The sequence below is a fragment of the Janthinobacterium sp. BCJ23 genome (assembly GCF_059617945.1).
Genome location: NZ_JCAQAW010000009.1, coordinates 260,848 through 284,472 on the forward strand (window position 1 = coordinate 260,848; position 23,625 = coordinate 284,472).

A 23,625-nucleotide genomic window follows, 5' to 3' on the forward strand; every position below is an offset into this window, starting at 1 on the left:
AGGTCGGCTTAGCGCGCAGCGCGTAAGCCGACAACATCATTACAATTTGATGAAATGCTCGCGGTAGTATTTGAGCTCTTCGATCGATTCCAGGATATCGGCCAGCGCCGTATGCTTCTGGTGTTTCTTGAAACCGGTGGCGATTTCCGGCTTCCAGCGCTTGCACAGCTCTTTCAGTGTCGACACGTCAACATTGCGATAGTGGAAGAACGCTTCCAGCTTTGGCATGCCACGCACCATGAAGCGGCGGTCCTGGCCGATGGTGTTGCCGCACATGGGCGACTTGCCTGCCGGTACGTATTTCTTCAGGAACGCGATCAATTCCGCTTCCGCCTGCGCTTCCGTCACGGTCGACGCTTTCACCTTGTCGATCAGGCCCGAGCGGCCATGCGTGCCCTTGTTCCAGGCATCCATCTTGTTCAGGGTTTCATCGGATTGATGAATCACGAACACGGGGCCTTCGGCCAGCAGGTTCAAGTGCATGTCCGTCACCACGACCGCCACTTCGATGATGCGGTCGGTATCGGGCTCCAGGCCCGTCATTTCCATGTCGACCCAGACCAGGTTCATCTCGTTTGGACGTGCCGGCACGGCGGGTGCGGGGGTGGATGCAGTTAAGTCAGTCGCTTGTGACATAATTCTCTCTTGGCCTAATCAAACTAAATAATCAGCCATTTTCTCACAGGCACAGAATGTATTCACTCGCGTTTTCGATTTTGTTTGTATCCGTCCTCGTTTTGACCCTGGCCGTGCGCTTCTGGCTCGCTTCGCGGCAGATCCGCCACGTGCTGGCCCACCGCGCCGCAGTGCCGCCCGAATTCGCGGAAAAAATCCCGCTGGCCGCGCATCAGAAGGCCGCCGACTACACGGTGGCGAAGACCAAGTTCGGCTTGCTGACCTTGCTGGTCAACTACGCCGTGCTGATCGGTTTTACCTTGCTGGGCGGCCTGCAATGGCTGGCGCTGCACCTGAATGAATGGATGGGGCCGGGCTCGCCCATGCTGTACCAGATCGGCCTGATCGCCGCCTTTGCCGCCATTTCCGGCCTGATCGACCTGCCCTTCGATTACTACCGCCAGTTCGTGCTGGAGCAGCGCTTCGGCTTCAACACCATGGCGCGCAAGCTGTTCTTCACGGACATGCTCAAGGGCGTGGGCCTGGGCGCGGCCATCGGCCTGCCGCTGATCTGGGTCGTGCTGGCGCTGATGGCCAAGTCGGGCGACCTGTGGTGGCTGTACGCGTGGTTCGTCTGGAGCGGCTTCCAGCTGCTGATGATGGTGCTGTTCCCGACCGTCATCGCCCCGCTGTTCAACAAATTCACGCCGCTCGCCGACGAAGCGCTGAAAAGCCGCATCGAAGGCTTGATGCAGCGCGTCGGTTTCGCTTCGAAAGGCCTGTTCGTCATGGATGGCTCGAAGCGCAGCGCCCACGGCAATGCGTATTTCTCGGGCTTTGGCGCCAACAAGCGCATCGTCTTCTTCGACACCTTGCTGTCGCGCCTGGCGCCGCAGGAAATCGAAGCCGTGCTGGCGCATGAACTGGGCCACTTCAAGCTCAAGCACATCGTCAAGCGCATCGCCATGATGTTCGTCATTTCGCTGGGTTTCCTCGCGCTGCTGGGTTTCCTGAAGACGCAGCCATGGTTTTACGCGGGCCTCGGTGTCGATCCTGTCGCCCTGGCGCTCACCGGCCAGCCGACGGACGCGCTGGCCCTGCTGCTGTTCATGCTGGCCTTGCCCGTCTTCACTTTCCTGCTGGGACCGTTGACGTCGCTCAGCTCGCGCAAGCACGAATTCGAAGCGGACGCCTTTGCCGCCACGCACACGCAGGCGGACGACCTCGTCTCGGCCCTCGTCAAAATGTATGAAGACAATGCGTCGACCTTGACGCCCGACCCGCTACACTCGGCCTTCTACGACTCGCACCCGCCGGCCAGCGTGCGCATCCGCCACCTGAAAGGGGCTGCCACATGAATACGCCATCGACTTCGCAAGACCTGGCCCAACTGTCCTGCGCGCAGCGCCAGCAGGCGCTGGGCGACACGGACATCGCCACCCTGCACGCCCTGCTGCCCCAGTGGACGGTGCAAAATGGCAAGCTGTGCCGCGACTTCGGCTTCAAGAATTACTACCAGACCCTGGCGTTCGTAAACGCCCTGGCCTATATGACCCATACGCAAGACCACCATCCGGAGCTCATCATTACTTACAAAACCTGCGCCGTGCGCTACGATACGCACTCGGTCAACCAGGGCGCCGGCGGCCTGTCCGAAAACGACTTTATCTGCGCCGCCAAGGCAGACCTCATCTACCAGAGCAGCCAGGTGTCCGCATGAGCGAAGGCAAGTTGACGGGCGTCATCATCGCCGCCCACGGCCGCCATTACCTGGCCGACGTGGATGGCGCCAAGCTGCAATGCGTGACGCGCGGCAAGAAAACCAATGTGGCCGTGGGCGACATCGTGCACCTGACGCGCACCTCGAACGACCAGGCCGTCATCGACCGCATCGAGGAACGCAAGACCCTGCTGTACCGCTCGGACCAGTACAAATCGAAATTGCTGGCCGCCAATTTGACGCAGCTGTTCATCGTCGTGGCGACGGAGCCGGGCTTTGCCGACGACCTGATCTCGCGCTCGCTGGTGGCGGCCGACGCGGCCGGCATCGAAGCGCGCATCATCCTCAACAAAACGGACGTGACCGCTTCGCTGGAGCGCGCCCGCGAACGCCTGCTGCCGTATTCCTCGATGGGTTACCCCGTCGATGAAGTGTCGGCCCGTGCCGAACCCGAGCACGCCGTGGCCACCCTGGCGCCGCTGCTGGCGGGCCAGTCGTCGATCCTGATCGGCCAGTCGGGCATGGGCAAATCGTCGCTGATCAACCTGCTGGTGCCGGACGCCGACATCGCCGTGCGCGAAATCTCGGCCGCGCTCGACACGGGCAAGCACACGACGACCTTTACGCGCTTGTACAAGCTCGACGAACTGGGCGCGAACAGTTCCATCATCGATTCGCCCGGCTTCCAGGAATTCGGCCTGTACCATTTGTCCGAAGGCATGCTGGAGCGGGCCTTCCGCGAATTCCAGCCGTATCTTGGCGGCTGCAAGTTCTATAACTGCCGCCACCTGATCGAGCCGCAATGCGCCATCCTGCAAGCCTTATCGGAAGGCAAGATTGCCAAGATGCGCCATACCCTGTACGGCCAGCTGCTGCACGAATCGGCGCAGACCCTGTATTAAGAAATATTTCCCCATTCAAATATAGCGCCGCAAAACACCCGGCAGGCGAAATTTAATTTCGCCGCCGAGCACGCCTTCCGACTTTAATCCCAAAACCGTTCATCTGCCGTTTTATGCACTTCATCGGGTAAAACCTGCCTTCCATCGCCTGCCGCTGGCGATGGCAAAGGCCGTTTGCTACCTTGTCACCAGTCCCTGCCGGAAACCTGCCAGCGACCACACGATCTAACTCCCATCCATCCAGCCATCCTGATCGAAGGTGAATGTCATGCATACCAAACGTTTCCTCCCCCTTGCCGCCGCCCTGTTCGCGCTTGTCGCCGGCACCGCCCACGCGCAAACCGTTGCGACTCCACAAACCACTGGCAGCGTCAGAGTCAGCAGCAACGCGTACTACCATGTGACGGCGCAGGAAGCGTCCGAGATCGAACGGCAATACCGCCTGTCGAACGGGCAACGGCTGGAGGTGCGCCAGCAAGACAGTCACTTCTATGGCCGCCTGATCGACGACCGCGAAATGCAGCCAAAACCCAGTGTGAGAATCCTTCCCATCGGAGCTGGCAAGTTTGCCACCCAGAAAGGTGCAACATTCGCCTTCAGCAATGCGGGCGAACAGGTGACCATCGACAACGCCCAGCTGCTGTCGGGCTTGCGCCTGCCTGACGACACGCGCAGCATCAGCGGCGTCAGCGTCAACAGCGTTCGTCTGGTTTCACGCTAGGCGCACGGCAGAGCGCATGCGGCATGGGGCAAATCGCCCCGCCTGCGGCGTCATGCCGGCGACATAATTCTGACAGGCGTACTGAACAATTCCCCTGAATGCAGCTTACAATGCCATGACACATGGCCTGTGCGGACGCAGGCTGGCGCCACTGTTTGCGGGGAGAATGCTTGAATGGAAATGTTCGCGCTCGAACATGACGTAGCGCAGTGGGAAAGCGCATTGCTGCCGTTGCGCGGCGCCGGGCGCGTACCGCTGCTGCTGTTGCTGTCCTGGCATTTGCGCCAGCGTGACTGCAACAGAGCAATTGCGCTGAGCGAGGAAGCGCATCTGCTGCTGCCGCTGGCCGACTTCGATGCGGCCGCATTGGAACAGGCGCGCGCGCGTCTGCAACTGGTGCAGGCGGAAGTGGCCTGGCTGCAAGGCGCGCTCGACTCCGCGGAAAGCCTGGCCATGGCCGCGTGCGCCACCTGCGGCGCACACGGCGACGGCGCCGGCTGCGCCGACGCCCACTGGCTGCTGTCCTCGATCGCCGTCGACCGCGGCGACCATGCCCGCTGCGATGCCGAACTGCTGGCCGCGGCGCAGCAAGCGCGTGGCGCCGGCGATGCGATGCGCGCCAGCCTGGCCGACGCGGCCACGGCGCGCTGGGCCGTCTTGCGCGACGCGCCGGCCGCCCAGGCCCGCTGGGGCGGCCACTTCCAGGCCAACGGCGCCAGCGGCAAGCTGCCCGCGCCGCTGGCCGCCTGGGTGCACGATTTCCGCGGCTTGCTGGCGCACACGTCGCGCGACCTGGGCGCGGCCGCCGGCCACTACATGCAAAGCTACGAAGCGGCCCTGGAAAGCGGCCAGCTGCGCGGCGCCATCACGGCAGCCATCAATATCGGCGACTGTTTCTCCAGCCTCAACGACAACGAATCGGCGCTCGAATGGATGCAGTGCGCGCTGGACCTGGCGCGCCCCACGGGCTGGCCGCGCAGCATCGGCGCCTGCCAGACGCATACGGCCGAAACCATGCGCAAGCTGGGGCGCCTGGGCGCGGCGGAAGACTTGCTGCGCGAAGCGCTGCACATCCTGACTCCCATGGCGGGCGCGCGCACCTATGCCAACGCCCTGTTCCACCTGGGCGAACTGAGCCTGGACAAGGGCGACTACGACACGGCGCTCGACGCCTTCAGCCGTCTGGCGCAACGCGCCGAAGCGCTGGGCCAGGCCGATTTCCGCAGCATGGCGCAACGCGGCAGCGCCCACGCGCTGTCTTACCTGGACCGTCCGGATGAAGCGCTGCAAGCAGCCGAACGGGCTTGCCAGCTGGCCACCGCGCAGGGCGACGCCATGCACCAGGTGGCGGCGCTGCGCGTGCTGTCCATGCTGCATGCGCGCCACGACCTGCCGCCGCCCGCAGGCATGCAGGAGCGCAATCCCGCCCTGCATTTCCTGCACCAGGCGCTGCAGGTGGCCGCCTCCATCGACGGCTATGTGCCGCCCGGCGAACTGCTCGATGCGCTGGCGCGCGAGTACGCGCATGCGGGCGACTATGCGCGCGCCTACGATATCGCCCTGGCGGCGGGCGTGGCGCGCGAAAAAAGCCACACCCAGCAGGCAAGCAACCGCGCCACCGCCATGCAGGTCTACCACCAGACGGAACATGCGCGCTCGGAAGGCTATCACCACCGCGAACTGGCCGCCTCGGAAGCACGGCGCGCCGAAGTGCTGCAGCAAACCAGCGACACCCTGGAACGGCTGTCGGCCATCGGCCAGGAAATCACCACCCACCTCGACGCCAGCGCCGTGTTCCAGGTGCTGGACCGCCACGTGCATGCCTTGCTGCCAGTCAACACCTTCGCCGTCTACATGCTCGATGCGGCGGGCACGGCGCTGCGCCGCGCGCACGGCATGGAAGCGGGCCGCCCCTTGTCCGACAACGCCATTCCACTGAGCAACCCACGCGCCTACTCCGTGCGCTGCCTGCTGGGCCGGCGCGAAGTGTATATCGACCAGGTACCGCCGAAGCGCCACGCCTACACCGTGCCCGGCACCCTGCATAACCAGAGCGTGCTGTACGTGCCCTTGACGGTGGGCGAACGCGTGCTGGGCGTGATGACGGTGCAGGCTTGCCATGCCCATGCCTACGGCGAACGCGAACGCCTGATCTTCCGCACCCTGTGCGCGTACGGCGCCATCGCGCTCGACAATGCCAGCGCCTACCGGCAGTTGCAGGACGCCCAGGCGCAACTGGCGTCGCAGGAAAAGCTGGCCGCCCTCGGTTCGCTGATGGCCGGCGTGGCGCATGAACTCAATACCCCGATCGGCAACAGCCTGTTGATCGCCAGCACCATGCTGCAAAAGACGGAAGACGTGGAACGCCTGATGAACGGCCCCGGCCTGCGCCGCTCGGACCTGGCCGCCTACATCGACGATGCAAGCAAGGCGTCGGCGCTGGTGATGCGCGGCCTGCACAGCGCGGCCGACCTCGTCAACAGCTTCAAGCAGGTAGCCGTCGACCGCACCACCGAACAGCGGCGCCAGTTCGACCTGCAACAGGTAAGCAATGAAATCATCGCCACCGTCATGAACCGCATCCGCAGCTCGGGCCACCGCATCGAGACGGACATTGCATTCGGCATCGCCATGGACAGCTATCCGGGCCCGTTCGGCCAGGTGATCACCAATCTGATCAACAACGCCCTGCTGCACGCCTTCGCTCCCGCGCCCAACGATGGCGCCGCCGGCACCGGTTGCATGCGCCTGTCCGCCACGCTCGACGGCGCGCGCGTGCAGGTCGTCTTCGCCGACAATGGCGGCGGCATCGCCGAACAGCATTTGTCGCGCATCTTCGACCCGTTCTTTACCACCAAGCTGGGCCAGGGCGGCAGCGGCCTGGGTTTGTCGATCAGCTACAACATCGTCACGGCCCTGCTGGGCGGCACCATCCAAGTGGCCAGCAGCCCTGCCGGCACGCGTTTCACGCTGGATTTACCGCTGGTGGCGCCCCAGCTGGACGGGGCCGCGCCCGCCAGCATCTATTAATCCGCCGCCCTTTGCCCGGGTGCAGGCTTGCCTATACAAGTACGCGCCCGGACGGTCTTTCCAATCTAAAAGCAAAACCCTTATAATTGAACGGCTGAAGTACTTGCCATTGCATTATTTTCAACATGGCAAACCGCATCGACCCGCGCGACAAGCGTCGCGCTGGCACCGATCAACACAGCAGCGCGCCGGGCGAGGCAGTCATCAGACGAGATGTTGTACGCTGATGCAACCCGGCGGGAAAGGCACGCCGCCGGCGGCCTGCGCATCTTCAAGTGGTCATTATGTCGACAAAAAAACCGATCAAGCACTACCTCCAGTTCTCCGATTTCACGTTGGAAGAGTATGAATATGTGATCGAACGCGCCCATCTGATCAAGCGCAAGTTCAAGAATTACGAAATCTACCATCCACTGATCGACCGCACCCTGGTGATGGTCTTTGAAAAGAACTCCACCCGCACGCGATTGTCGTTCGAAGCCGGCATGCACCAGCTAGGCGGCGCCGCTATCTACCTGAACACGCGCGATTCCCAATTGGGCCGCGGCGAGCCGGTGGAAGACGCGGGCCAGGTCATGTCGCGCATGTGCGACATCATCATGGTGCGTACCTTCGGCCAGGAGATCATCGAGCGTTTCGCCGCCAATTCGCGCGTGCCGGTAATCAATGGCCTGACCAATGAACACCACCCGTGCCAGGTCTTTGCCGACATCTTCACCTACATCGAACACCGCGGCTCGATCGCCGGCAAGGTCGTCGCCTGGATCGGCGACGCCAACAACATGCTGTACTCTTGGCTGCAGGCGGCCGAAGTGTTCGGCTTCCACGTCAACGTCTCGACGCCGAAGGGCTACGACATCGACCTGTCGCAAGTCAAGACGCAGCGCTATACGTTCTTCGCCAACCCGTCGGATGCCTGCGAAGGCGCGCACCTGGTCAACACTGACGTGTGGACCAGCATGGGCTACGAAGCGGAAAACGCGGCCCGTATCGCCGCCTTCGACGGCTGGATCGTCGATGGCGCGAAGATGTCCCGCGCCGCACCCGACGCGCTGTTCATGCACTGCCTGCCCGCCCACCGCGGCGAGGAAGTGGCGGCCGAAGTGATCGACGGCCCGCAATCGGTCGTGTGGGACGAGGCGGAAAACCGCTTGCACGTGCAAAAAGCGCTGATTGAATACCTGTTACTCGGTAAAATCCAATAATTCGCCCGGCACTGCATAAAACCTGGCAGCATCGCAATACATACATCGACAACGACAACTGGAAGCAATATGAGCGACATTAAAAAAGTAGTCCTGGCCTATTCCGGCGGACTCGACACCTCCGTCATCCTGAAATGGCTGCAAGATAACTACCAGTGCGAAATCGTCACCTTCACGGCCGACCTGGGCCAGGGCGAAGAGCTGGAACCGGCGCGCGCCAAGGCGATCAAGTTCGGCATCAAGCCAGAAAACATCCATATCGAAGACGTGCGCGAAGAATTCGTGCGCGATTTCGTCTTCCCGATGTTCCGCGCCAACACCGTGTATGAAGGCGAATACCTGCTGGGCACTTCGATCGCCCGTCCGCTGATCGCCAAGCGCCTGATCGAAATCGCCAACGCCACGGGCGCCGACGCCATCTCGCACGGCGCGACCGGCAAGGGCAACGACCAGGTGCGTTTCGAACTGGGCGCCTACGCGCTCAAACCAGGCGTGAAGATCATCGCCCCATGGCGCGAGTGGGATCTGCTGTCGCGCGAAAAACTGCTGAAGTACGCGGAAGACGCCGGCATCGAAATCGACATGAAGCACAAGAACGGCGGCGCGCCGTACTCGATGGATGCCAACTTGCTGCACATCAGCTTTGAAGGCCGCCACCTGGAAAACCCGAGCGCCGAAGCGGAAGAGACCATGTGGCGCTGGACCGTCAGCCCGGAAAACGCCCCGGACGAAGCGGAATACCTGGACATCGAATACGAAAAAGGCGATATCGTCGCCATCAACGGCGTGCGCATGTCGCCCGCCACCGTGCTGGCCGAACTGAACAAGGTTGGCGGCAAGCATGGCGTGGGACGCCTGGACCTGGTGGAAAACCGCTACGTCGGCATGAAATCGCGCGGCTGCTATGAAACCCCGGGCGGCACCATCATGCTCAAAGCCCACCGCGCCATCGAATCGATCACCCTGGACCGCGAAGTGGCCCACCTGAAAGATGACCTGATGCCGCGCTACGCGTCGATGATCTACAACGGCTACTGGTGGGCGCCCGAGCGCGTCGCCCTGCAAACCCTGATCGACCACACGCAGGAAACCGTGAACGGCTGGGTACGCATCAAGCTGTACAAGGGCAATGTCATCGTCGTCTCGCGCGATTCGAAGACGGATTCGCTGTTCGACATGAACATCGCCACCTTCGACGAAGACGGCGGCGCCTACAACCAGGCCGACGCCGGCGGCTTCATCAAGCTGAACGCCTTGCGCATGCGCATCGCCGCCATCGCCCGCGAAAAACGCGGCCAGAAGTAACTAGTTGCAGGGAGGCACTGTCTCCCCCGCCAAGCAAAGCCGCCCACGGGCGGCTTTTTTACATTTGAAACGCACTCGTCCGCGATTTACGTCACTGCGCGCGCCCGGATCGCCCCCATTTTGCTGTGCGCGTGGCAAAATGCTACAGTGCAATTGTGCTGACCTTCCCGCTTCCGGAGCCCTCCCATGTTCAAAGACCTGAGTATCAAGAATAAACTGTACCTGGGCTTCGGCTCCATCGTGGCCATCATCCTGATACTGCTCGGTGTGGCCTACAACAGCTTTTCGCGCCTGTCGGAAGCCAATGCATGGGACCGCCACACGATGGAGGTGCTGGGCGAGATCGACAGGATCCACAATTCCATCCTGCAAATCCAGGTGGAAGCACGCGGTTTCATCCTGACCGGCAGTGAAACGTCGCTGTCGCCGGAATCGAATGAAATGGACGTGCTGAGCCAGCACACGCAAAAAGCCATCGCCATGACGGCCGACAACAAGGTGCAGTCGGAACGCTTCCGCAAGATCGACGCGCTGACCACCACCTGGGTCAAGGAGTGGATCACCCCGCTGATCGAAAAACGCCGCGCGCTGGGCAATGCGCCCGGTGCCACGGAAACGGTGGCGCGCACCATGCCGGCCGGCGGCTACCCTGCCGTCAGACAGGCGAACAAGCTGCTCGACGAAGTCGCGGCCGAAGAATCGCGCTTGCTGGCCGAACGCACGGCCACCACGACAAAATTGCAGGAAACCATGATGCTGACCCTGGCGCTGGGCGGCTTGCTGTGCGTGGCGCTGGCGCTGGGCATTTCCTACCTGCTGGGCCGCGCCATCCTCGGCCCGCTGAACAGCCTGACGGACGCCGTCGGGCGCATCGCCAGCGGCGACCAGCGCGCGCGCGCCACCATCCTTTCGCGCGACGAACTGGGCAAGGTGTCGGAAGAATTCAACCGCATGGCGCAAACCATCCAGGACAACCAGGCCAATGAGCTGGCCGCGACGAATAGCTTGCGGGCCAAGGTAGATTCGCTGCTGGAAGTGGTCTCGAAAGCCGCCTCGGGCGACCTGACGGGCAAGGTCGGCATCACGGGCAGCGACGCCATCGGCCAGCTGGGCAATGGCCTGGCGAAGATGTTTGAAAACCTGCGCAGCCTGCTCAACAATGTGCAAAAGGCCGGCATCCAGGTGACGACCTCCGCCACGGAAATCGCCGCCTCGGCGCGCCAGCAGGAAGCCACGGGCATCGAGCAGGCGCAAACGAGCGTGGAAATCCTCAGCACCACCAAGGAAATCTCGGCCAACACAAGCCAGTTGCTCAAAACCATGGAAGACGCCACCGCGGTGGCCGACTACACAACCAACGCGACGGCCGAAGCGCAGAACAACCTCAAGCGCATGGATTCGACCATGCAGCACATGGTCTCGGCCACCGATTCCATCAATGCCAAGCTGGCGGCCCTGTCGGAAAAAGCCAGCAATATCAATAGTGTGCTGATCACCATCACCAAGGTGGCCGACCAGACCAACATCCTGTCGCTGAACGCCGCCATCGAGGCGGAAAAAGCAGGCGAGGCGGGCCGCGGCTTTTCCGTGGTAGCGACGGAAATCCGCCGCCTGGCCGACCAGACGTCCGTGTCCACGTGGGATATCGAGCAAATGCTCAAGGAAATGCAGTCGGCCGTCTCGGCCAGCGTGATGGGCATGGACAAATTCTCGGAAGAGATTCGCCGCAGCGTGGGCGAAGTGCGGCAAGTGGCCGAGCAGCTGTCGTCCGTGATGGACCAGGTGCAAAAACTCACGCCGCAATTCGACGCCGTGCTGCAAGGCATGCAGTCGCAGGCGATCGGCGCTTCGCAGATTTCCGACACCATGATGCAGCTCAACGACGCCACGCAGCAGACGGTGGAGTCCTTGAAGGCCACCAGCGAAGCCGTGCACCAGCTGCAATATGCGGCGGGCGACCTGCAGTCGAGCGTGTCGACTTTCGCCGTGACCATCTGATCCCATGAAAGTGCTGCTCTTTCACATCGGACGCGACCGCTATGGCCTGCCCCTGGCCCGCATCGTGCGCGTCCTGCCGCTGCTGGAGCTGAAACAGTTGCCGCTCACGCCAGACTACGTGGCCGGCCTGATGGACTTGCATGGCACGCCCGTGCCCGTGATCGACCTGTCGCGCCTGGCCGGACTGCCGGCCGCCGCCGCGCAGTTCGACACGCGCATCGTCATCGTCGACTACCGCGCGCCTGCAGGCGAGACCACGCACGCGCTGGGCTTGCTGGCCTCGCAAGTGCGCGGCATCGCCGACATCGATCCGCTCCAGCTTGAAGACAGCGGCGTGGCGACAGTGCCCTTCCTGGGCCAGGTGGCCAGCGATGCCGACGGCATCGTGCAGCTGGTGGAACTGGAACACCTGCTGCCGCCGGACGTGCGCGCGCTGCTGTTTCAAGACGCGGGCACGGCATGACGGCGCAAACCCTGCTGCGCCGCGCGACCGGCCTGTCCGTCTCCAAATCCGTGGCCGAACGGGCCGTCGGCCAGCGCATGGAGCAAACGGGCTTTGCCGATAGCGAAGCCTACCTGCAGGCGCTCACGCCGGCCGAAATGACGCAATTGATCGAACTGGTGGTGGTGCCCGAATCGTGGCTGTTCCGCGATCCGCAAGCGTTCTACGCCACCGTCGAACTGGTGCGGGAACGCTGGGCGCGGGGGCGCGCCACGCGCATCCTGTCGATCCCGTGCGCGGGGGGCGAGGAGCCGTATTCGATGGCCATGGCGCTGCGCGACGGCGGCGTGCCGAAACAGGCGTTCAGCATCGACGCCTATGACCTGAGCCCCGGCTGCATCGAGCGGGCGCAGGCGGGAATCTACGGCCGCAACGCCTTCCGCGCGCAGGACGTGGCCTTCCGCGAGCGCTATTTCACGCACGTGGCCGACGACTCCTACCGCATCATCGACTCCTTGCGCGAACAGGTGACCTTCAGGCAGGGCAACCTGCTGCAGTTCGATACGGCCACCTACAGCCGCCATTACGACGTCATCTTTTGCCGCAACCTGCTGATCTACTTTGACAAGCCGACCACGCGCGCGGCCATCCAGAATCTGTCGGCCCTGCTGGCCGACGACGGCATGCTGCTGGCCGGCTATGCGGAAGTGCCGTCGTTCTGCCAGAACGGCTTTACGACGCTGCAGTTCCGCCAGGCGTTCGCCCTGAAGAAGGAAACGGCGGCGCCGGCCAGTCCCGTGCAAGTGGCGCAACTGCCGGCCTTGCGCAGCGTGCCGCCCGCGCCAAGGCGCGCTGCCGTGGCAGCCAAGCCCATCGCACCGGCGGCGCCGCGCACGCGCCCCGTTTCCGTGCCATCGCCGGCGCCGGCCGCGCCAGCCGCGCAGGCCGATTTGCTGGCCGAGGCGCGCCTGCTGGCCGACCGTGGCCAGTTGCGTGAGGCCGGCGAAAAATGCCACGCCCACCTGGCGAAAGTGCCCGAGGCGGCGGAAGCGTATTTCATGCTGGGTATCATCAATGAACTGGCCGGCAAGATGGACCTGGCCGACGACTACTGGCGCCGCTGCATCTACCTGCAGCCCGACCATTACGAGGCGCTGTGCCACCTGTCCCTGCTGGCCGAACGCAATGGCAACCACACGGCCGCCGCCACCCTGAAGGCGCGCGCGGCACGCATCTACGAGCGCCGCCAGGCGTCCAACTAAGGGGCAAGCATGACAAATCTCATCGCCACCGAGTCCCCCGCCACCATCGACGACTGCTGGAACCATATCGGCGTGGTCGGCGACCAGAGCTGCCCCAAGCTGCCAGCCAACGTGCATTGCCGCAACTGCGACGTGTATGCGGGCGCCGCCCAGCGCAACCTGCAGCGGCCCGTGGACGAACACTACCGGCGCGACTGGGCCAGCCACTTCCGCCAGATCGATGCGGGCGGCGAAGTGCGTGACAGTTCGGCGCTGGTGTTTCGCATCGGCCGCGAATGGCTGGCGTTGCCCACGCGCGTGTTCGACTCCGTGGCGCCGCAGGCCAAGCCGCACGCGCTGCCGCACCGCGGCGGGGGCGGCCTGGCGGGCATCGTCAATATCGGCGGCAAGCTGTATCCGTGCATGTCGCTGGCCAGTTTGCTGGGCATCGATGAACAGGGCGCGCCGCCAGCCAAGGGCCGCCACACGTTTGCGCGCCTGCTGCTGATGCGCTGGGAAGACCAGGCCTACGCGCTGCCCGTGGCCGACCTGCACGGCATCGTGCGCTACGCGTCGGGCGCCGTGCAGGCGCCGGCAGCCACCATCAACAAGGGGCTGTCGCGCTTCCTGTCGGGCGTGATCACCGAGGGCGACATGCGCATCGGCTGCCTCGATACGGCGCTGATCGGCTTTCAACTTGCGAGACTATTACGATGAGCCAGGACCAGCACGGCGACCTGAGTGCCTTTTCCATGCTGGACCTGTTCCGCATGGAAGCGGACAGCCAGACCCAGATCCTTACAGACGGCTTGCTGGCCATGGAGCGCCATGCGGGCGACGCGGCCGCCGTCGAAGCGATGATGCGCGCGGCCCACTCGATCAAGGGCGCGGCCGCCATCGTCGGCCTGCAAGTGGTGGTGCAGCTGGCGCACGGCATGGAAGACAGCTTTGTCGCCGCCCAGCATGGGCGCTTGAAGCTCACGCCGGAGCGGGTCGACGTGCTGTTGTCGGGCGTCGACCTGATCGTGCAGCTGTCGCGCCTGGACGACGCGGGCGCCGAAGCGTGGCTGGCCGCGAATGCGGCGCAGATCGACCAGACCCTGAACGCCATCGCCGGCATCGCCGACCTGCCCGAATTGCCGGCCCTGCCCCCGGCGCCTGCGCCCATGTCTGCACCCTTGCCGCCGGAAGCGGCAGAACCGCAAGCGCCCGTGGCCAGCGGCCTGGCGGGAGAGGAAGCGGAAGTGGCCGCGCCTGCGCCGCGTACAGCGACCAGTACAGGTGCGCCAGCCAAGGCCCAGGCGCAAAACTTCGACAAACTGCTGTCGCTGGCCAGCGAATCGCGCATCAATGCGCACCAGATGCACCCGTTCGTCGGCGCCCTGCAGCGCTTCAAGCGCAACCAGAGCAGCCTGTTTTCCGCCATCGAGCACCTGCACGAAGCCATTGCCCGCTCGGCCGACCCGGGCCTGGTGGAAAAGTCCCTGCTGGCGCTGCAAAAGACGCAGCCCCTGAAGCAGTTCATGCTCGAGCACATCGCCGACATCGAAACCTATGAACGGCGCCTGCTGGCCGTCTCGCAAGGCATGGTCGACGAAGTGCTGGCCCTGCGCATGCGCCCTTTCCGCGACGGCATCCACGCGTTCCCGCGCATGGTGCGCGACCTGGCGCGCAGCCTGGGCAAGGAAGTGCAGCTCGAGATCGAAGGCGAAGACACCCTGGTCGACCGCGACATCCTGGCGAAGATCGAAAGCCCGCTGAACCACATGCTGCGCAATGCCATCGACCATGGCATGGAAGGCCCGTACGAGCGCATCGACGCGGGCAAGGAAGCGCTGGGCACGATACGCATGGAGGCGCGCCACCGCGCCGGCATGCTGAGCATCGAGATCAGCGACGACGGGCGCGGTGTCGACCTGGAAAAAATCCGCCAGTCCGTCATCGAGCGCAAGATGGCCAGCCCCGCCATGGCCGCCGCGCTGTCGCCGGGCGAACTGCTGGAATTTTTGTTCCTGCCCGCCTTCAGCCTGAAGGAAAAGGCGAATCAATTGTCCGGACGCGGCGTGGGCCTCGACATCGTGCACGAGACGATACGCCAGCAAAACGGCACGGTGCGCCTGGAATCGGAGCCGGGCCGCGGTTTCCGCGCCCTGATCACTCTGCCGCTGACGCAGTCGATCGTGCGTGCGCTGGTGGTCGATGTGCACGGCGAAGCCTACGCCATCCCCATCGTCAAGGTGGAAAGCGTGGTGCGCGTGCCGCAAGCGGCCATCCATACCCTGGAAAACAAGCAGTTCTTCGAACTCAAGGGCGAGCATCTGGGCCTGGTGTCGGCGGCGCAGGTGCTCGAACTGGGCGAAGCGGCCAACCAGGCCGAGGATTTGCCCGTGGTGGTGATCGGCCGGGGCAAGCAAAGCTATGCGCTGGTGGTCGACGCCATCCGCGGCGAGCAAAGCCTGGCCGTGCAAGCCATCGATCCGATCTTCGGCAAGATGCGCGACATTTCCGCCGCCGCCCTGCTCGACGACGGCGAGCCGGTGCTGATCCTCGACGTGCCCGATTTGCTGCTGTCGATCGACAAGCTGCTGCACGAGGGCGGCCTGCACCAGCTGGCGCAGGCGGGCCACGCCGAACGCCGCAAGGCCAAGCGCATCCTCGTCGTCGACGATTCGCTGACGGTGCGCGAGATGGAGCGCAAGCTGCTGCTGGCGCGCGGCTTCGACGTCGACGTGGCCATCGACGGCATCGACGGCTGGAACGTGGTGCGCAGCGGAGAATATGACCTGGTGATCACCGACGTGGACATGCCGCGCATGGATGGCATCGAACTCGTTTCGCTGATCAAGAAGGACCTGCACCTGCACAAGCTGCCGGTGATGATCGTGTCGTACAAGGACCGTCCGGAAGACCGCGCGCGCGGCCTGTCCGCCGGCGCCGACTATTATTTGACCAAAGGCAGCTTCCACGACGAGACCTTGCTCGACGCGGTGGCCGACCTGATAGGAGATGCCCGCTTATGAGCTGTCATTCATGAAAATTGCCATTGCCAACGATGTCGCCATGGCCGCCGAGGCCCTGCGCCGGGTGGTCGCCAGCACGCAGGAACACCAGGTGCTGTGGATCGCCCGCACTGGGCTCGAAGCCGTGCGCATGTGCGAGGGCAACCGTCCCGACCTGATCCTGATGGATCTGAACATGCCGGAGATGGATGGCGTGGAAGCGACGCGCCTGATCATGGAGCAAAGCCCGTGCGCCATCCTCGTCGTCACGGGACGCCCGCAAGACAATGTCAACCAGGTCTTTCGCGCGCTGGGCGCGGGCGCGCTCGACGTCACGGCCACGCCCGTGCTGCAGGGGGAAGTGGGCGGCGACAGCGAGCTGCTGGCCAAGATCAAGACCATCGGCAAGCTGATACGCCACAGCGCCGAAGCGCCGCCGCCGCGCCAGGCACCGGCCAATGGCGGCGACCGGGGCGACGGCCAGGTCAGCACCCTGGTGGCCATCGGCGCCTCGACGGGCGGGCCGTCGGCCGTGGCCAAGGTACTGTCCGGCTGGACGGCGCCGCCCGGCTGCGCCATCGTCGTGGTGCAGCATATCGATGAAACCTTCGCTTCGCACTTCGCCAAGTGGCTCGATGACCAGCTCAGCATGCCAGTGCGCGTGATCGCCGAGGGCGACGAACTGGTGGCAGGCAGCGTACTGATCGCCAAGACCAATGATCACCTGCTGCTAGATCAAAATTATCGTTTGGGTTACGATGCAGCACCACGCGACTATGTTTACCGCCCGTCCGTCGATGTCTTCTTCAACTGCGTGGCGCAGCACTGGCGTGGCGATGCCATCGGCGTATTGCTCACAGGCATGGGGCGCGACGGCGGCGATGGTTTGCTGGCCATGCGCCGCGCCGGCAAGACGACGATTGCGCAAGACCAAGCCAGCAGTGCCGTGTATGGCATGCCGCGCGCGGCTGCGGAACTCGATGCGGCGCAGCAAATCCTGCCATTGGATAGAATAGGCGCCAGCCTGCGCAGCCGCCTGGGCGCCAAGCTCAACAATGGGTGGGAGCCCTCCCCTAACATCTGAAAAGAATGCAATGCCAGAATTCTCCTCCAGCTTCACCCAGCATGAGCCCGCATTGACCGAATTCAAGGTCAGCGTGCTGCTGGTGGACGACCAGTTGATCATTGCCGAGGCAGTCCGGCGCATGCTCAGCGACCAGCAGGATATCGAATTTCATTACGTGACCGATGCCACGCAGGCGCTGGACACGGCACTGCGTTTGCAACCGACCGTCATCCTGCAAGACCTCGTGATGCCTGGCATCGACGGCTTCGCCCTGATCCAGCTGTACCGCGAAAACGAGGCGCTCGCGCATGTGCCCGTCATCGTGATGTCGGCCAAGGACGACCCGAAACTGAAGGCCCACAGCTTTGCCGTCGGCGCCAACGATTATGTGGTGAAGCTGCCGGACCGCCTGGAGCTGCTGGCGCGCATACGCTACCATTCCAACGCGCACATCAGCCGCTTGCAGCGCGACCAGGCTTTTCGTTTCCTACGCGAAAGCCAAAAGAACCTGGCCGATGCGAATATTGAACTACAGAAACTAGCAGCCCTCGATGGCTTGACGGGCATCGCCAACCGGCGCCGCTTCGATGAAACCCTGCAATTCGAGTGGCAACGGGGCCAGCGCGACAAGACGCCGCTGAGCCTGCTGTTCTGCGATATCGACCATTTCAAAAGCTATAACGACCATTTTGGCCACCTGGCGGGCGACCTGGGCCTGAAAAAGGTCGCCGCCGTGCTGACGGAACATTTGAAACGCCCGGCCGACCTGGCCGCCCGCTATGGCGGCGAAGAATTCGCCCTGATCCTGCCGGAAACGGAAGCGGCTGGCGCGCTGCAGATCGCCGAAGCATGCCGGCGTCATCTGGAAGGCTTGCAGATCGAAAACCCGGCGGCAAGCAAGGGCATCGTCACCATCTCGATCGGCGTGGCCACCGTCGTGCCTTCGCCGGACTCGACGATCGAGCAACTGATCAACCGCGCCGACCAGGCCCTGTACGCGGCCAAGCGCGGCGGACGCAACAGCGTGCTGAGCGCCAATGACGTCCGCGACTGATTTTTAACAGCAAGGAAAGTGAAGCATGAGCACACAACTGGACAATGTCAGCGTCGTCAAGAAGTCGAATATCTACTTTGACGGCAAATGCATCTCGCACAACGTCATCCTGGCCGATGGCACGAAGAAAAGCGTAGGCGTGATTTTCCCGTCATCGTTGCGCTTCAACACGGGCGCGCCGGAAATCATGGAAATCGTCGGCGGCTTGTGCAAGGTGCGCCTGGCTGACGCGACGGAATGGAACAGCTATGGCGCGGGCACGCAATTCAGTATCCCGGGCAATAGCTATTTTGACATCGAGACCGTCGAAACCGTCGACTACGTCTGCCACTTCGGCTAATCCACGCAGAAAAAACGTCCATGGCTGCGTTGCACTGCCTCGCCGTACTATACGTACTGTCTTCGGCAATGCGCCTTGCCCTGAACATTTTTTCAAGCGCGGATTGACTATTTAGACAAACACAGGCTCAGGCGACAGGCGCACGCCATATTTCGCCTCAACATCATCCTGTATCGCTTCCGCCAGCCGGGTAATGTCCGCACCACGAGCGCCGCCATTATTCACCAGAACCAGCGCCTGCTTGGGATACACTCCCGCGGGCCCCAGGTTTTTTCCCTTCCAGCCGCATTGATCGATCAGCCAGCCGGCCGCCAGCTTTTCCGTGCCATCGGGCTGCGCATGGTGCACCAAGGCAGGGAAACGTTCCAGCAAGGCCGCACACTGTTCGCGCGATACCACGGGATTCTTGAAGAAACTGCCCGCATTGCCGATCACGGCCGGGTCCGGCAATTTTCTCCGGCGGATCGCCATCACCGTGTCGGCCACCTGTTGCGGCGTCGGCTCGGCAAGATTGCGCTCAGCCACGGCCTGCGCCAGTTCCGCATAGCGCAAGTTCGGCTGCCATTCGGCCGGCAAGGCAAACGTCACTTCCAGCACGATCAGTTCGCGCCCGTCCGCCTGCTTGAAGATGCTGTCGCGGTAGGCGAAGCGGCAAGCATCGCGGTCCATGTCGAAAACGATGCCGCTGGCGCTGTGCATGACGCTCACGCTATGCAGATAATCCTTGATTTCCACGCCATACGCGCCGATATTCTGGATAGGCGCCGCGCCCACCGTGCCCGGGATCAGTGACAGGTTTTCCAGCCCGCCCACGCCTTGCGCCAAGGTCCACTGCACGAAATCGTGCCAGTTTTCGCCGGCCGCGGCCGTGACGAGTATCGTCTCGAAGTCCGCCTGCGCCAGGCGCATGCCGCGCGTGGCCATGTGCAGCACGGCGCCGGGAAAGTCGCCGGTCAGGACGATGTTGCTGCCGCCGCCCAGTATCAGGCGCGGCATGGCGGACAAGGCGGGATCTTGCAGCGCGGCCTGCAATTGGGCCTGCGAAGTGATGCGTACGTAGGCGGCCGCATTGGCCGTGATGCCGAAGGTATTCAGGCGCTGGAGGTTGTAATTGTGTTCGATGGTGAGCTCTGCAGACATGGGATAGCGATTATTTTGCTCGATTATAGAGTGAAACCGACAAAAAACCAGCGCAAGACAAGGGCGACTTGCCCGTTGTCCGTTAAAATGTCGCATCTTTAACAGGGCCGTCCCATGGCGCAGAATCAGCCGCCAAGGCCCAGCGCACCGAGCGTGCGCTCGCTTTAACAAGAAAAGGAACAGACCATGCCGTCATTTGATGTAGTCTCCGAAGCCGATATGATCGAAGTCAAGAATGCAGTCGAGCAATCGAACAAGGAAATCACGACCCGCTTCGACTTCAAGGGCAGCGACGCCCGCGTCGAACACAAGGAAAACGAATTGACCGCGTTTGCGGACTCGGAATTCCAGCTCAGCCAGGTGCGCGACGTGCTGACCAACAAATTGACCAAACGCAAGGTCGATGTGCGCTTCCTCGACGAAGGCGATATCAAGAAGATCGGCGGCGACAAGGTCAAGCAGATCATCAAGATCAAGAATGGCATCGAATCGGATGATGCCAAGAAAATCGTGCGCGTCATCAAGGACAGCAAGATGAAAGTGCAAGCGAGCATCCAGGGTGAAGCCGTGCGTGTCACGGGCGCCAAGCGCGACGACCTGCAAGCGGCCATGGCCATGCTGCGCAAGGACGTGCCCGACATGCCGCTGGAATTTAACAATTTCCGCGATTAATTTCGATGATGCGCACGCTGCGGCCTGCGCTTGCACCGGCGTGGCGGCAAGCTGCCTCGGAGCGCCTGCCCGCTTGGGGTAGAATTGAAGCTGCGCACAGCTACATGCGCCCGCGCGCCTGACCGGCGGCGGGCTTGACCGTACATCTGGCTCAGTGATAACCACGGTAGTCTAAGGATAGCAATGAAACGTGTTGATGATTTCCGCCTGCGATTTGGCAAAAAAGAATATGTGCCCATCATGATAGGCGGAATGGGTGTGGATATTTCCACGTCGGAGCTGGCGCTGGAAGCGGCCCGGCTGAACGGTATCGGGCATATCTCCGATGCCATGGTGGAAGACGTGTCGGATCGCCGTTTCGACACCACCTTCGTCAAAGACAAGACGAAACTGTACAAGTTCAACATCAATAACAGCGACAAGGCCGTGGTGCAGTTCGACCTGGGCCGTTTGGCGGAAGCGCAGCGCCTGCATATCGGCCGCACCATGGAAGCGAAAAAAGGCGATGGCCTGATTTTCGTCAATTGCATGGAAAAGCTGACCATGAACGGCCCGCGCGAAACCTTGCGCGTGCGCCTGAACGCGGCGCTGGACGCCGGCATCGACGGCATCACCCTGTCCGCCGGCTTGCACTTCGGCTCGTTCGCCCTGATGGCCGACCATCCGCGTTTCCGCGATGCCAAGCTGGGTATCATCGTCTCGTCCGTACGCGCCTTGCAGATTTTCCTGCGCAAGAACGCCAAGCTGGACCGTTTGCCTGACTTTATCATCGTCGAAGGACCATTGGCCGGCGGCCACCTGGGTTTCGGCATGGACTGGGCCAATTACGACCTGCACACGATCACGGCGGAACTGCTGGCCTATCTGAAGGCCGAACAGCTGGATATCCCGCTGATCGCTGCTGGCGGCATTTTCACGGGCAGCGATGCCGTCTCCTTCCTGGAAGCGGGCGCGGCCGGTGTGCAAGTGGCGACGCGCTTTACCGTCACGAATGAATGCGGCTTGCCAAACAAGGTCAAGCAGGAATACTACAAGGCCTCGGAAGAAGACATCATCGTCAATGGCGTCTCGCCGACCGGCTACCCGATGCGCATGCTGAAGAATACGCCCGCCATCGGCGCCGGCATCCGTCCAGGCTGTGAATCGTATGGCTATCTGCTCGACGCGACCGGCAACTGCGCGTACATCAACTCGTACAACCGCGAAGTCGCCGCCCATCCCGAGCAAAAAACCGTCGTCGTGATGGACAAGACTTGCCTGTGCACGCACATGCGCAACTTCAACTGCTGGACCTGCGGCCATTACACGTATCGTCTGAAGGACACCACGCACAAGCTCGACAACGGCGAATACCAGATCCTGACGGCCGAACACGTCTTCAAGGATTACCAGTTCAGCGTCGACAACCAGATCGCCCTGCCGGAAAAAGAAATCCTGGTAGCAAGCTGAATCTTGTCAGCTTGACATAGAAATGGCGCAGCCTGCGAAGGCTGCGCCATTTTTTTATGCGGGTAGCATGTCCCGCACTGCCCGTGCGATCGCGTCGAACTTGGGCCGCTGCAATACCTCGCCTTGCAGGCAAGTATCCATCATGGCCTGCAGGGCGGGCAAGGGCGTCGCACAGTGCGCGGTCAACTCGCCCAGCAGCACGCCAAAGGCGCGCGCCTCTATGCCCTGCAGCACCTCCCCTTGCGGCGAGCCGGGCGCAAACATGGACGCCGCACCAAAATCGCCCAGCAAGCAGGCGCCAGCGTCCGCATGCAGGATATTGTGCGCATACAGGTCGCCATGCACAATGCCGTGCGCATGCAACTGCCACACGGCCGAGGCGATGCCGTGGGCAATGGCCAACACTTGCAGAGGGTCAAAGCGCGCGCCATCGGTGTACACGTCGCGCGTGCACGATTCCAGGCTCGGCGGACCGGCCAGGTTGCGGTAGGCTGCATCGATGAGCGGCATGACAAGCCCCAGCGCCCCTTGCGGATGCGCATCGAGCGTGCCGAGGATGGGGATCAGGCCCGGATGGACACCGGCGCCAACGCAGGCGGCCATCTCGCTGCGCGGCAAGCCATCGCTGGTCATCGCTCCCTTGAACACTTTGACGGCCACGTCATTGACGCCATCGAGACGGGCACGGTAAATCACGCCCGATGCGCCCTCGCCCAGCTGCTGCGCCAGTTCCAGGCGCTGCCATGCCACGCCAGCCGCCCCCGTACCGGCCAGAGCGGCCAGCTCACGCGCTTCCGTAAAGGGATTGCCCGCATACGCGAGCCAACTCAGGCGTGGTAAAGACAGCAGGCAGTCGGGCAGCGCCGGGAAACGGTTGGCGGCAATGCGCACCAGCTCGAGCCGGTGGCAAGCCGCCAGGGTAGCTGGCAAGTGGCTCAGGCAGTTCCCCGCCAGCATGAGTTTCTGCAGTTCACTGCACTTGCCCAGTTCATCCGGCATGGATTCGATGGCATTGTCGGTCAGGGTCAGCCAGCGCAGCCTCGGCGGCAAGGCTGCGCCCGGTACCTGGCGGATCCGGTTCGCCTTGAAACCGATCATTTCCAGGGCTAGACATGAACCGAGCACGGTCGGCAAGGTGGTGAACAGGTTATCCGAGCAAAAAATGATGCGCAGCTTGTGCAGACGCGGCAAATCGTCGGGCAATATGGACAGCGCGTTGCCGGACAGGTCGAGGATTTCCAGGCTGTCGGCCAGGTCGAAGATTTCGTGGGGGAATGTCGTCAAGCCGCAGGACAGTTTCAGGCGGCGCAGGCCGGCCAGTTGGCCAGCACGTAATTGTTCCAGTGTATGCACAGCAGACAAGATATCCCCTTCAAGGTAGCACGCGATCGATGCCATGCAGAAAAACCATTGGACGTAAATAACAACAACCGGGGTCGGACCCACCATGCCGCTCACGCAAAGGTCATTGCTAACGGACGAGAGGTCTGACCGTAGGTCGGCTTAGCGCTGCGCGCGTAAGCCGACACCACCCACGGCATATCAAACCCCCAGACGAAAAAAAACCCGCCAATTGCTTGACGGGTTTTTCTCTTACTACGAATAACAAGCCTGACGATAACCTACTTTCACACTGGTTGCAGCACTATCATCGGCGCAAAGTTGTTTCACGGTCCTGTTCGGGATGGGAAGGGGTGGGACCAACTTGCTATGGTCATCAGGCATA

At 62.7% G+C, this 23,625-nt stretch carries 20 protein-coding genes and 1 rRNA gene; 17 read left to right on the plus strand and 4 right to left on the minus strand.

The features are described 5' to 3' along the window. Positions 1-39: 39 nt before the first annotated feature. Positions 40-636, minus strand: a complete 597-nt coding sequence (gene orn / locus AC54AG_RS24295; protein ID WP_170846480.1) for an oligoribonuclease — start codon at positions 634-636, stop codon at positions 40-42. A 56-nt stretch (positions 637-692) separates the two neighbouring features. Here orn and AC54AG_RS24300 point away from each other — a divergent pair, with 56 nt between their 5' ends. The 15 genes from AC54AG_RS24300 to ppnP all read left to right on the plus strand — a co-directional run bounded on the left by AC54AG_RS24300 (position 693) and on the right by ppnP (position 18,638). Beyond that, positions 693-1,973 (plus strand): M48 family metallopeptidase, encoded by a 1,281-nt coding sequence (locus AC54AG_RS24300; protein ID WP_219330198.1) that lies wholly within the window; start codon positions 693-695, stop codon positions 1,971-1,973. Then, on the plus strand, positions 1,970-2,335 hold the full coding sequence (locus AC54AG_RS24305; RefSeq protein ID WP_219330197.1) for a 4a-hydroxytetrahydrobiopterin dehydratase: 366 nt from the start codon (positions 1,970-1,972) through the stop codon (positions 2,333-2,335). The genes AC54AG_RS24300 and AC54AG_RS24305 overlap by 4 nt, the downstream gene beginning before the upstream one ends. Then, positions 2,332-3,237, plus strand: a complete 906-nt coding sequence (gene rsgA / locus AC54AG_RS24310; protein WP_034785059.1) for a ribosome small subunit-dependent GTPase A — start codon at positions 2,332-2,334, stop codon at positions 3,235-3,237. The genes AC54AG_RS24305 and rsgA overlap by 4 nt, the downstream gene beginning before the upstream one ends. Before the next feature lie 268 nt (positions 3,238-3,505). Next, on the plus strand, positions 3,506-3,958 hold the full coding sequence (locus AC54AG_RS24315) for a hypothetical protein (RefSeq protein WP_070300827.1): 453 nt from the start codon (positions 3,506-3,508) through the stop codon (positions 3,956-3,958). A gap of 180 nt (positions 3,959-4,138) precedes the next feature. Next, entirely contained in the window at positions 4,139-6,988 is a 2,850-nt protein-coding gene (locus tag AC54AG_RS24320) for an ATP-binding protein (protein WP_496631788.1), read from the plus strand. A 284-nt stretch (positions 6,989-7,272) separates the two neighbouring features. Continuing rightward, positions 7,273-8,193 carry an ornithine carbamoyltransferase gene (gene argF / locus AC54AG_RS24325; protein ID WP_034759379.1) on the plus strand — a complete coding sequence of 307 codons (921 nt, stop codon included), beginning with the start codon at positions 7,273-7,275 and terminating at the stop codon, positions 8,191-8,193. 69 nt (positions 8,194-8,262) lie between these two features. Next, entirely contained in the window at positions 8,263-9,498 is a 1,236-nt protein-coding gene (locus AC54AG_RS24330) for an argininosuccinate synthase (protein WP_035825961.1), read from the plus strand. Between the two features lie 186 nt (positions 9,499-9,684). Then, positions 9,685-11,496 (plus strand): methyl-accepting chemotaxis protein, encoded by a 1,812-nt coding sequence (locus AC54AG_RS24335; RefSeq protein ID WP_034759388.1) that lies wholly within the window; start codon positions 9,685-9,687, stop codon positions 11,494-11,496. Between the two features lie 4 nt (positions 11,497-11,500). Then, complete coding sequence (locus AC54AG_RS24340; RefSeq protein ID WP_496631791.1) at positions 11,501-11,959, plus strand: chemotaxis protein CheW; 459 nt, start codon at positions 11,501-11,503, stop codon at positions 11,957-11,959. After that, complete coding sequence (locus AC54AG_RS24345; RefSeq protein WP_496631793.1) at positions 11,956-13,200, plus strand: CheR family methyltransferase; 1,245 nt, start codon at positions 11,956-11,958, stop codon at positions 13,198-13,200. The genes AC54AG_RS24340 and AC54AG_RS24345 overlap by 4 nt, the downstream gene beginning before the upstream one ends. A gap of 9 nt (positions 13,201-13,209) precedes the next feature. Next, positions 13,210-13,896, plus strand: a complete 687-nt coding sequence (locus tag AC54AG_RS24350) for a chemotaxis protein CheW (RefSeq protein ID WP_072456269.1) — start codon at positions 13,210-13,212, stop codon at positions 13,894-13,896. Continuing rightward, entirely contained in the window at positions 13,893-16,199 is a 2,307-nt protein-coding gene (locus tag AC54AG_RS24355; protein ID WP_496631795.1) for a hybrid sensor histidine kinase/response regulator, read from the plus strand. Before AC54AG_RS24350 ends, AC54AG_RS24355 begins: the two co-directional genes overlap by 4 nt. 10 nt (positions 16,200-16,209) lie before the next feature. Further along, positions 16,210-17,262 (plus strand): chemotaxis-specific protein-glutamate methyltransferase CheB, encoded by a 1,053-nt coding sequence (gene cheB / locus AC54AG_RS24360; protein WP_034759403.1) that lies wholly within the window; start codon positions 16,210-16,212, stop codon positions 17,260-17,262. Positions 17,263-17,272: 10 nt separating this feature from the next. Further along, a complete protein-coding gene (locus AC54AG_RS24365) occupies positions 17,273-18,298 on the plus strand; it encodes a diguanylate cyclase (RefSeq protein ID WP_072456265.1) in 1,026 nt (341 codons plus the stop codon). Between the two features lie 25 nt (positions 18,299-18,323). Then, the gene (gene ppnP / locus AC54AG_RS24370) at positions 18,324-18,638 is read left to right on the plus strand and encodes a pyrimidine/purine nucleoside phosphorylase (protein ID WP_070300815.1); all 315 of its coding nucleotides are present in this window, start codon (positions 18,324-18,326) and stop codon (positions 18,636-18,638) included. A 111-nt stretch (positions 18,639-18,749) separates the two neighbouring features. Here ppnP and murB read toward each other — a convergent pair whose 3' ends face one another. Continuing rightward, the gene (gene murB, locus AC54AG_RS24375; protein WP_034759411.1) at positions 18,750-19,778 is read right to left on the minus strand and encodes a UDP-N-acetylmuramate dehydrogenase; all 1,029 of its coding nucleotides are present in this window, start codon (positions 19,776-19,778) and stop codon (positions 18,750-18,752) included. 186 nt (positions 19,779-19,964) lie between these two features. On the opposite strand from murB, the gene AC54AG_RS24380 reads away from it, so the two are divergent. Together AC54AG_RS24380 and AC54AG_RS24385 are read left to right on the plus strand one after the other, a co-directional pair. Beyond that, entirely contained in the window at positions 19,965-20,450 is a 486-nt protein-coding gene (locus AC54AG_RS24380) for a YajQ family cyclic di-GMP-binding protein (protein WP_034759416.1), read from the plus strand. 183 nt (positions 20,451-20,633) lie between these two features. After that, positions 20,634-21,899, plus strand: coding sequence for a nitronate monooxygenase (locus AC54AG_RS24385; protein WP_034759421.1), 1,266 nt, complete (start codon positions 20,634-20,636; stop codon positions 21,897-21,899). Between the two features lie 54 nt (positions 21,900-21,953). Here the strand turns inward: AC54AG_RS24385 and AC54AG_RS24390 are convergent, their stop codons facing one another. Together AC54AG_RS24390 and rrf are read right to left on the minus strand one after the other, a co-directional pair. After that, complete coding sequence (locus tag AC54AG_RS24390; protein ID WP_496631809.1) at positions 21,954-23,252, minus strand: leucine-rich repeat-containing protein kinase family protein; 1,299 nt, start codon at positions 23,250-23,252, stop codon at positions 21,954-21,956. Between the two features lie 256 nt (positions 23,253-23,508). After that, positions 23,509-23,621, minus strand: a 5S ribosomal RNA gene (gene rrf / locus AC54AG_RS24395). Positions 23,622-23,625 lie beyond the last annotated feature (4 nt).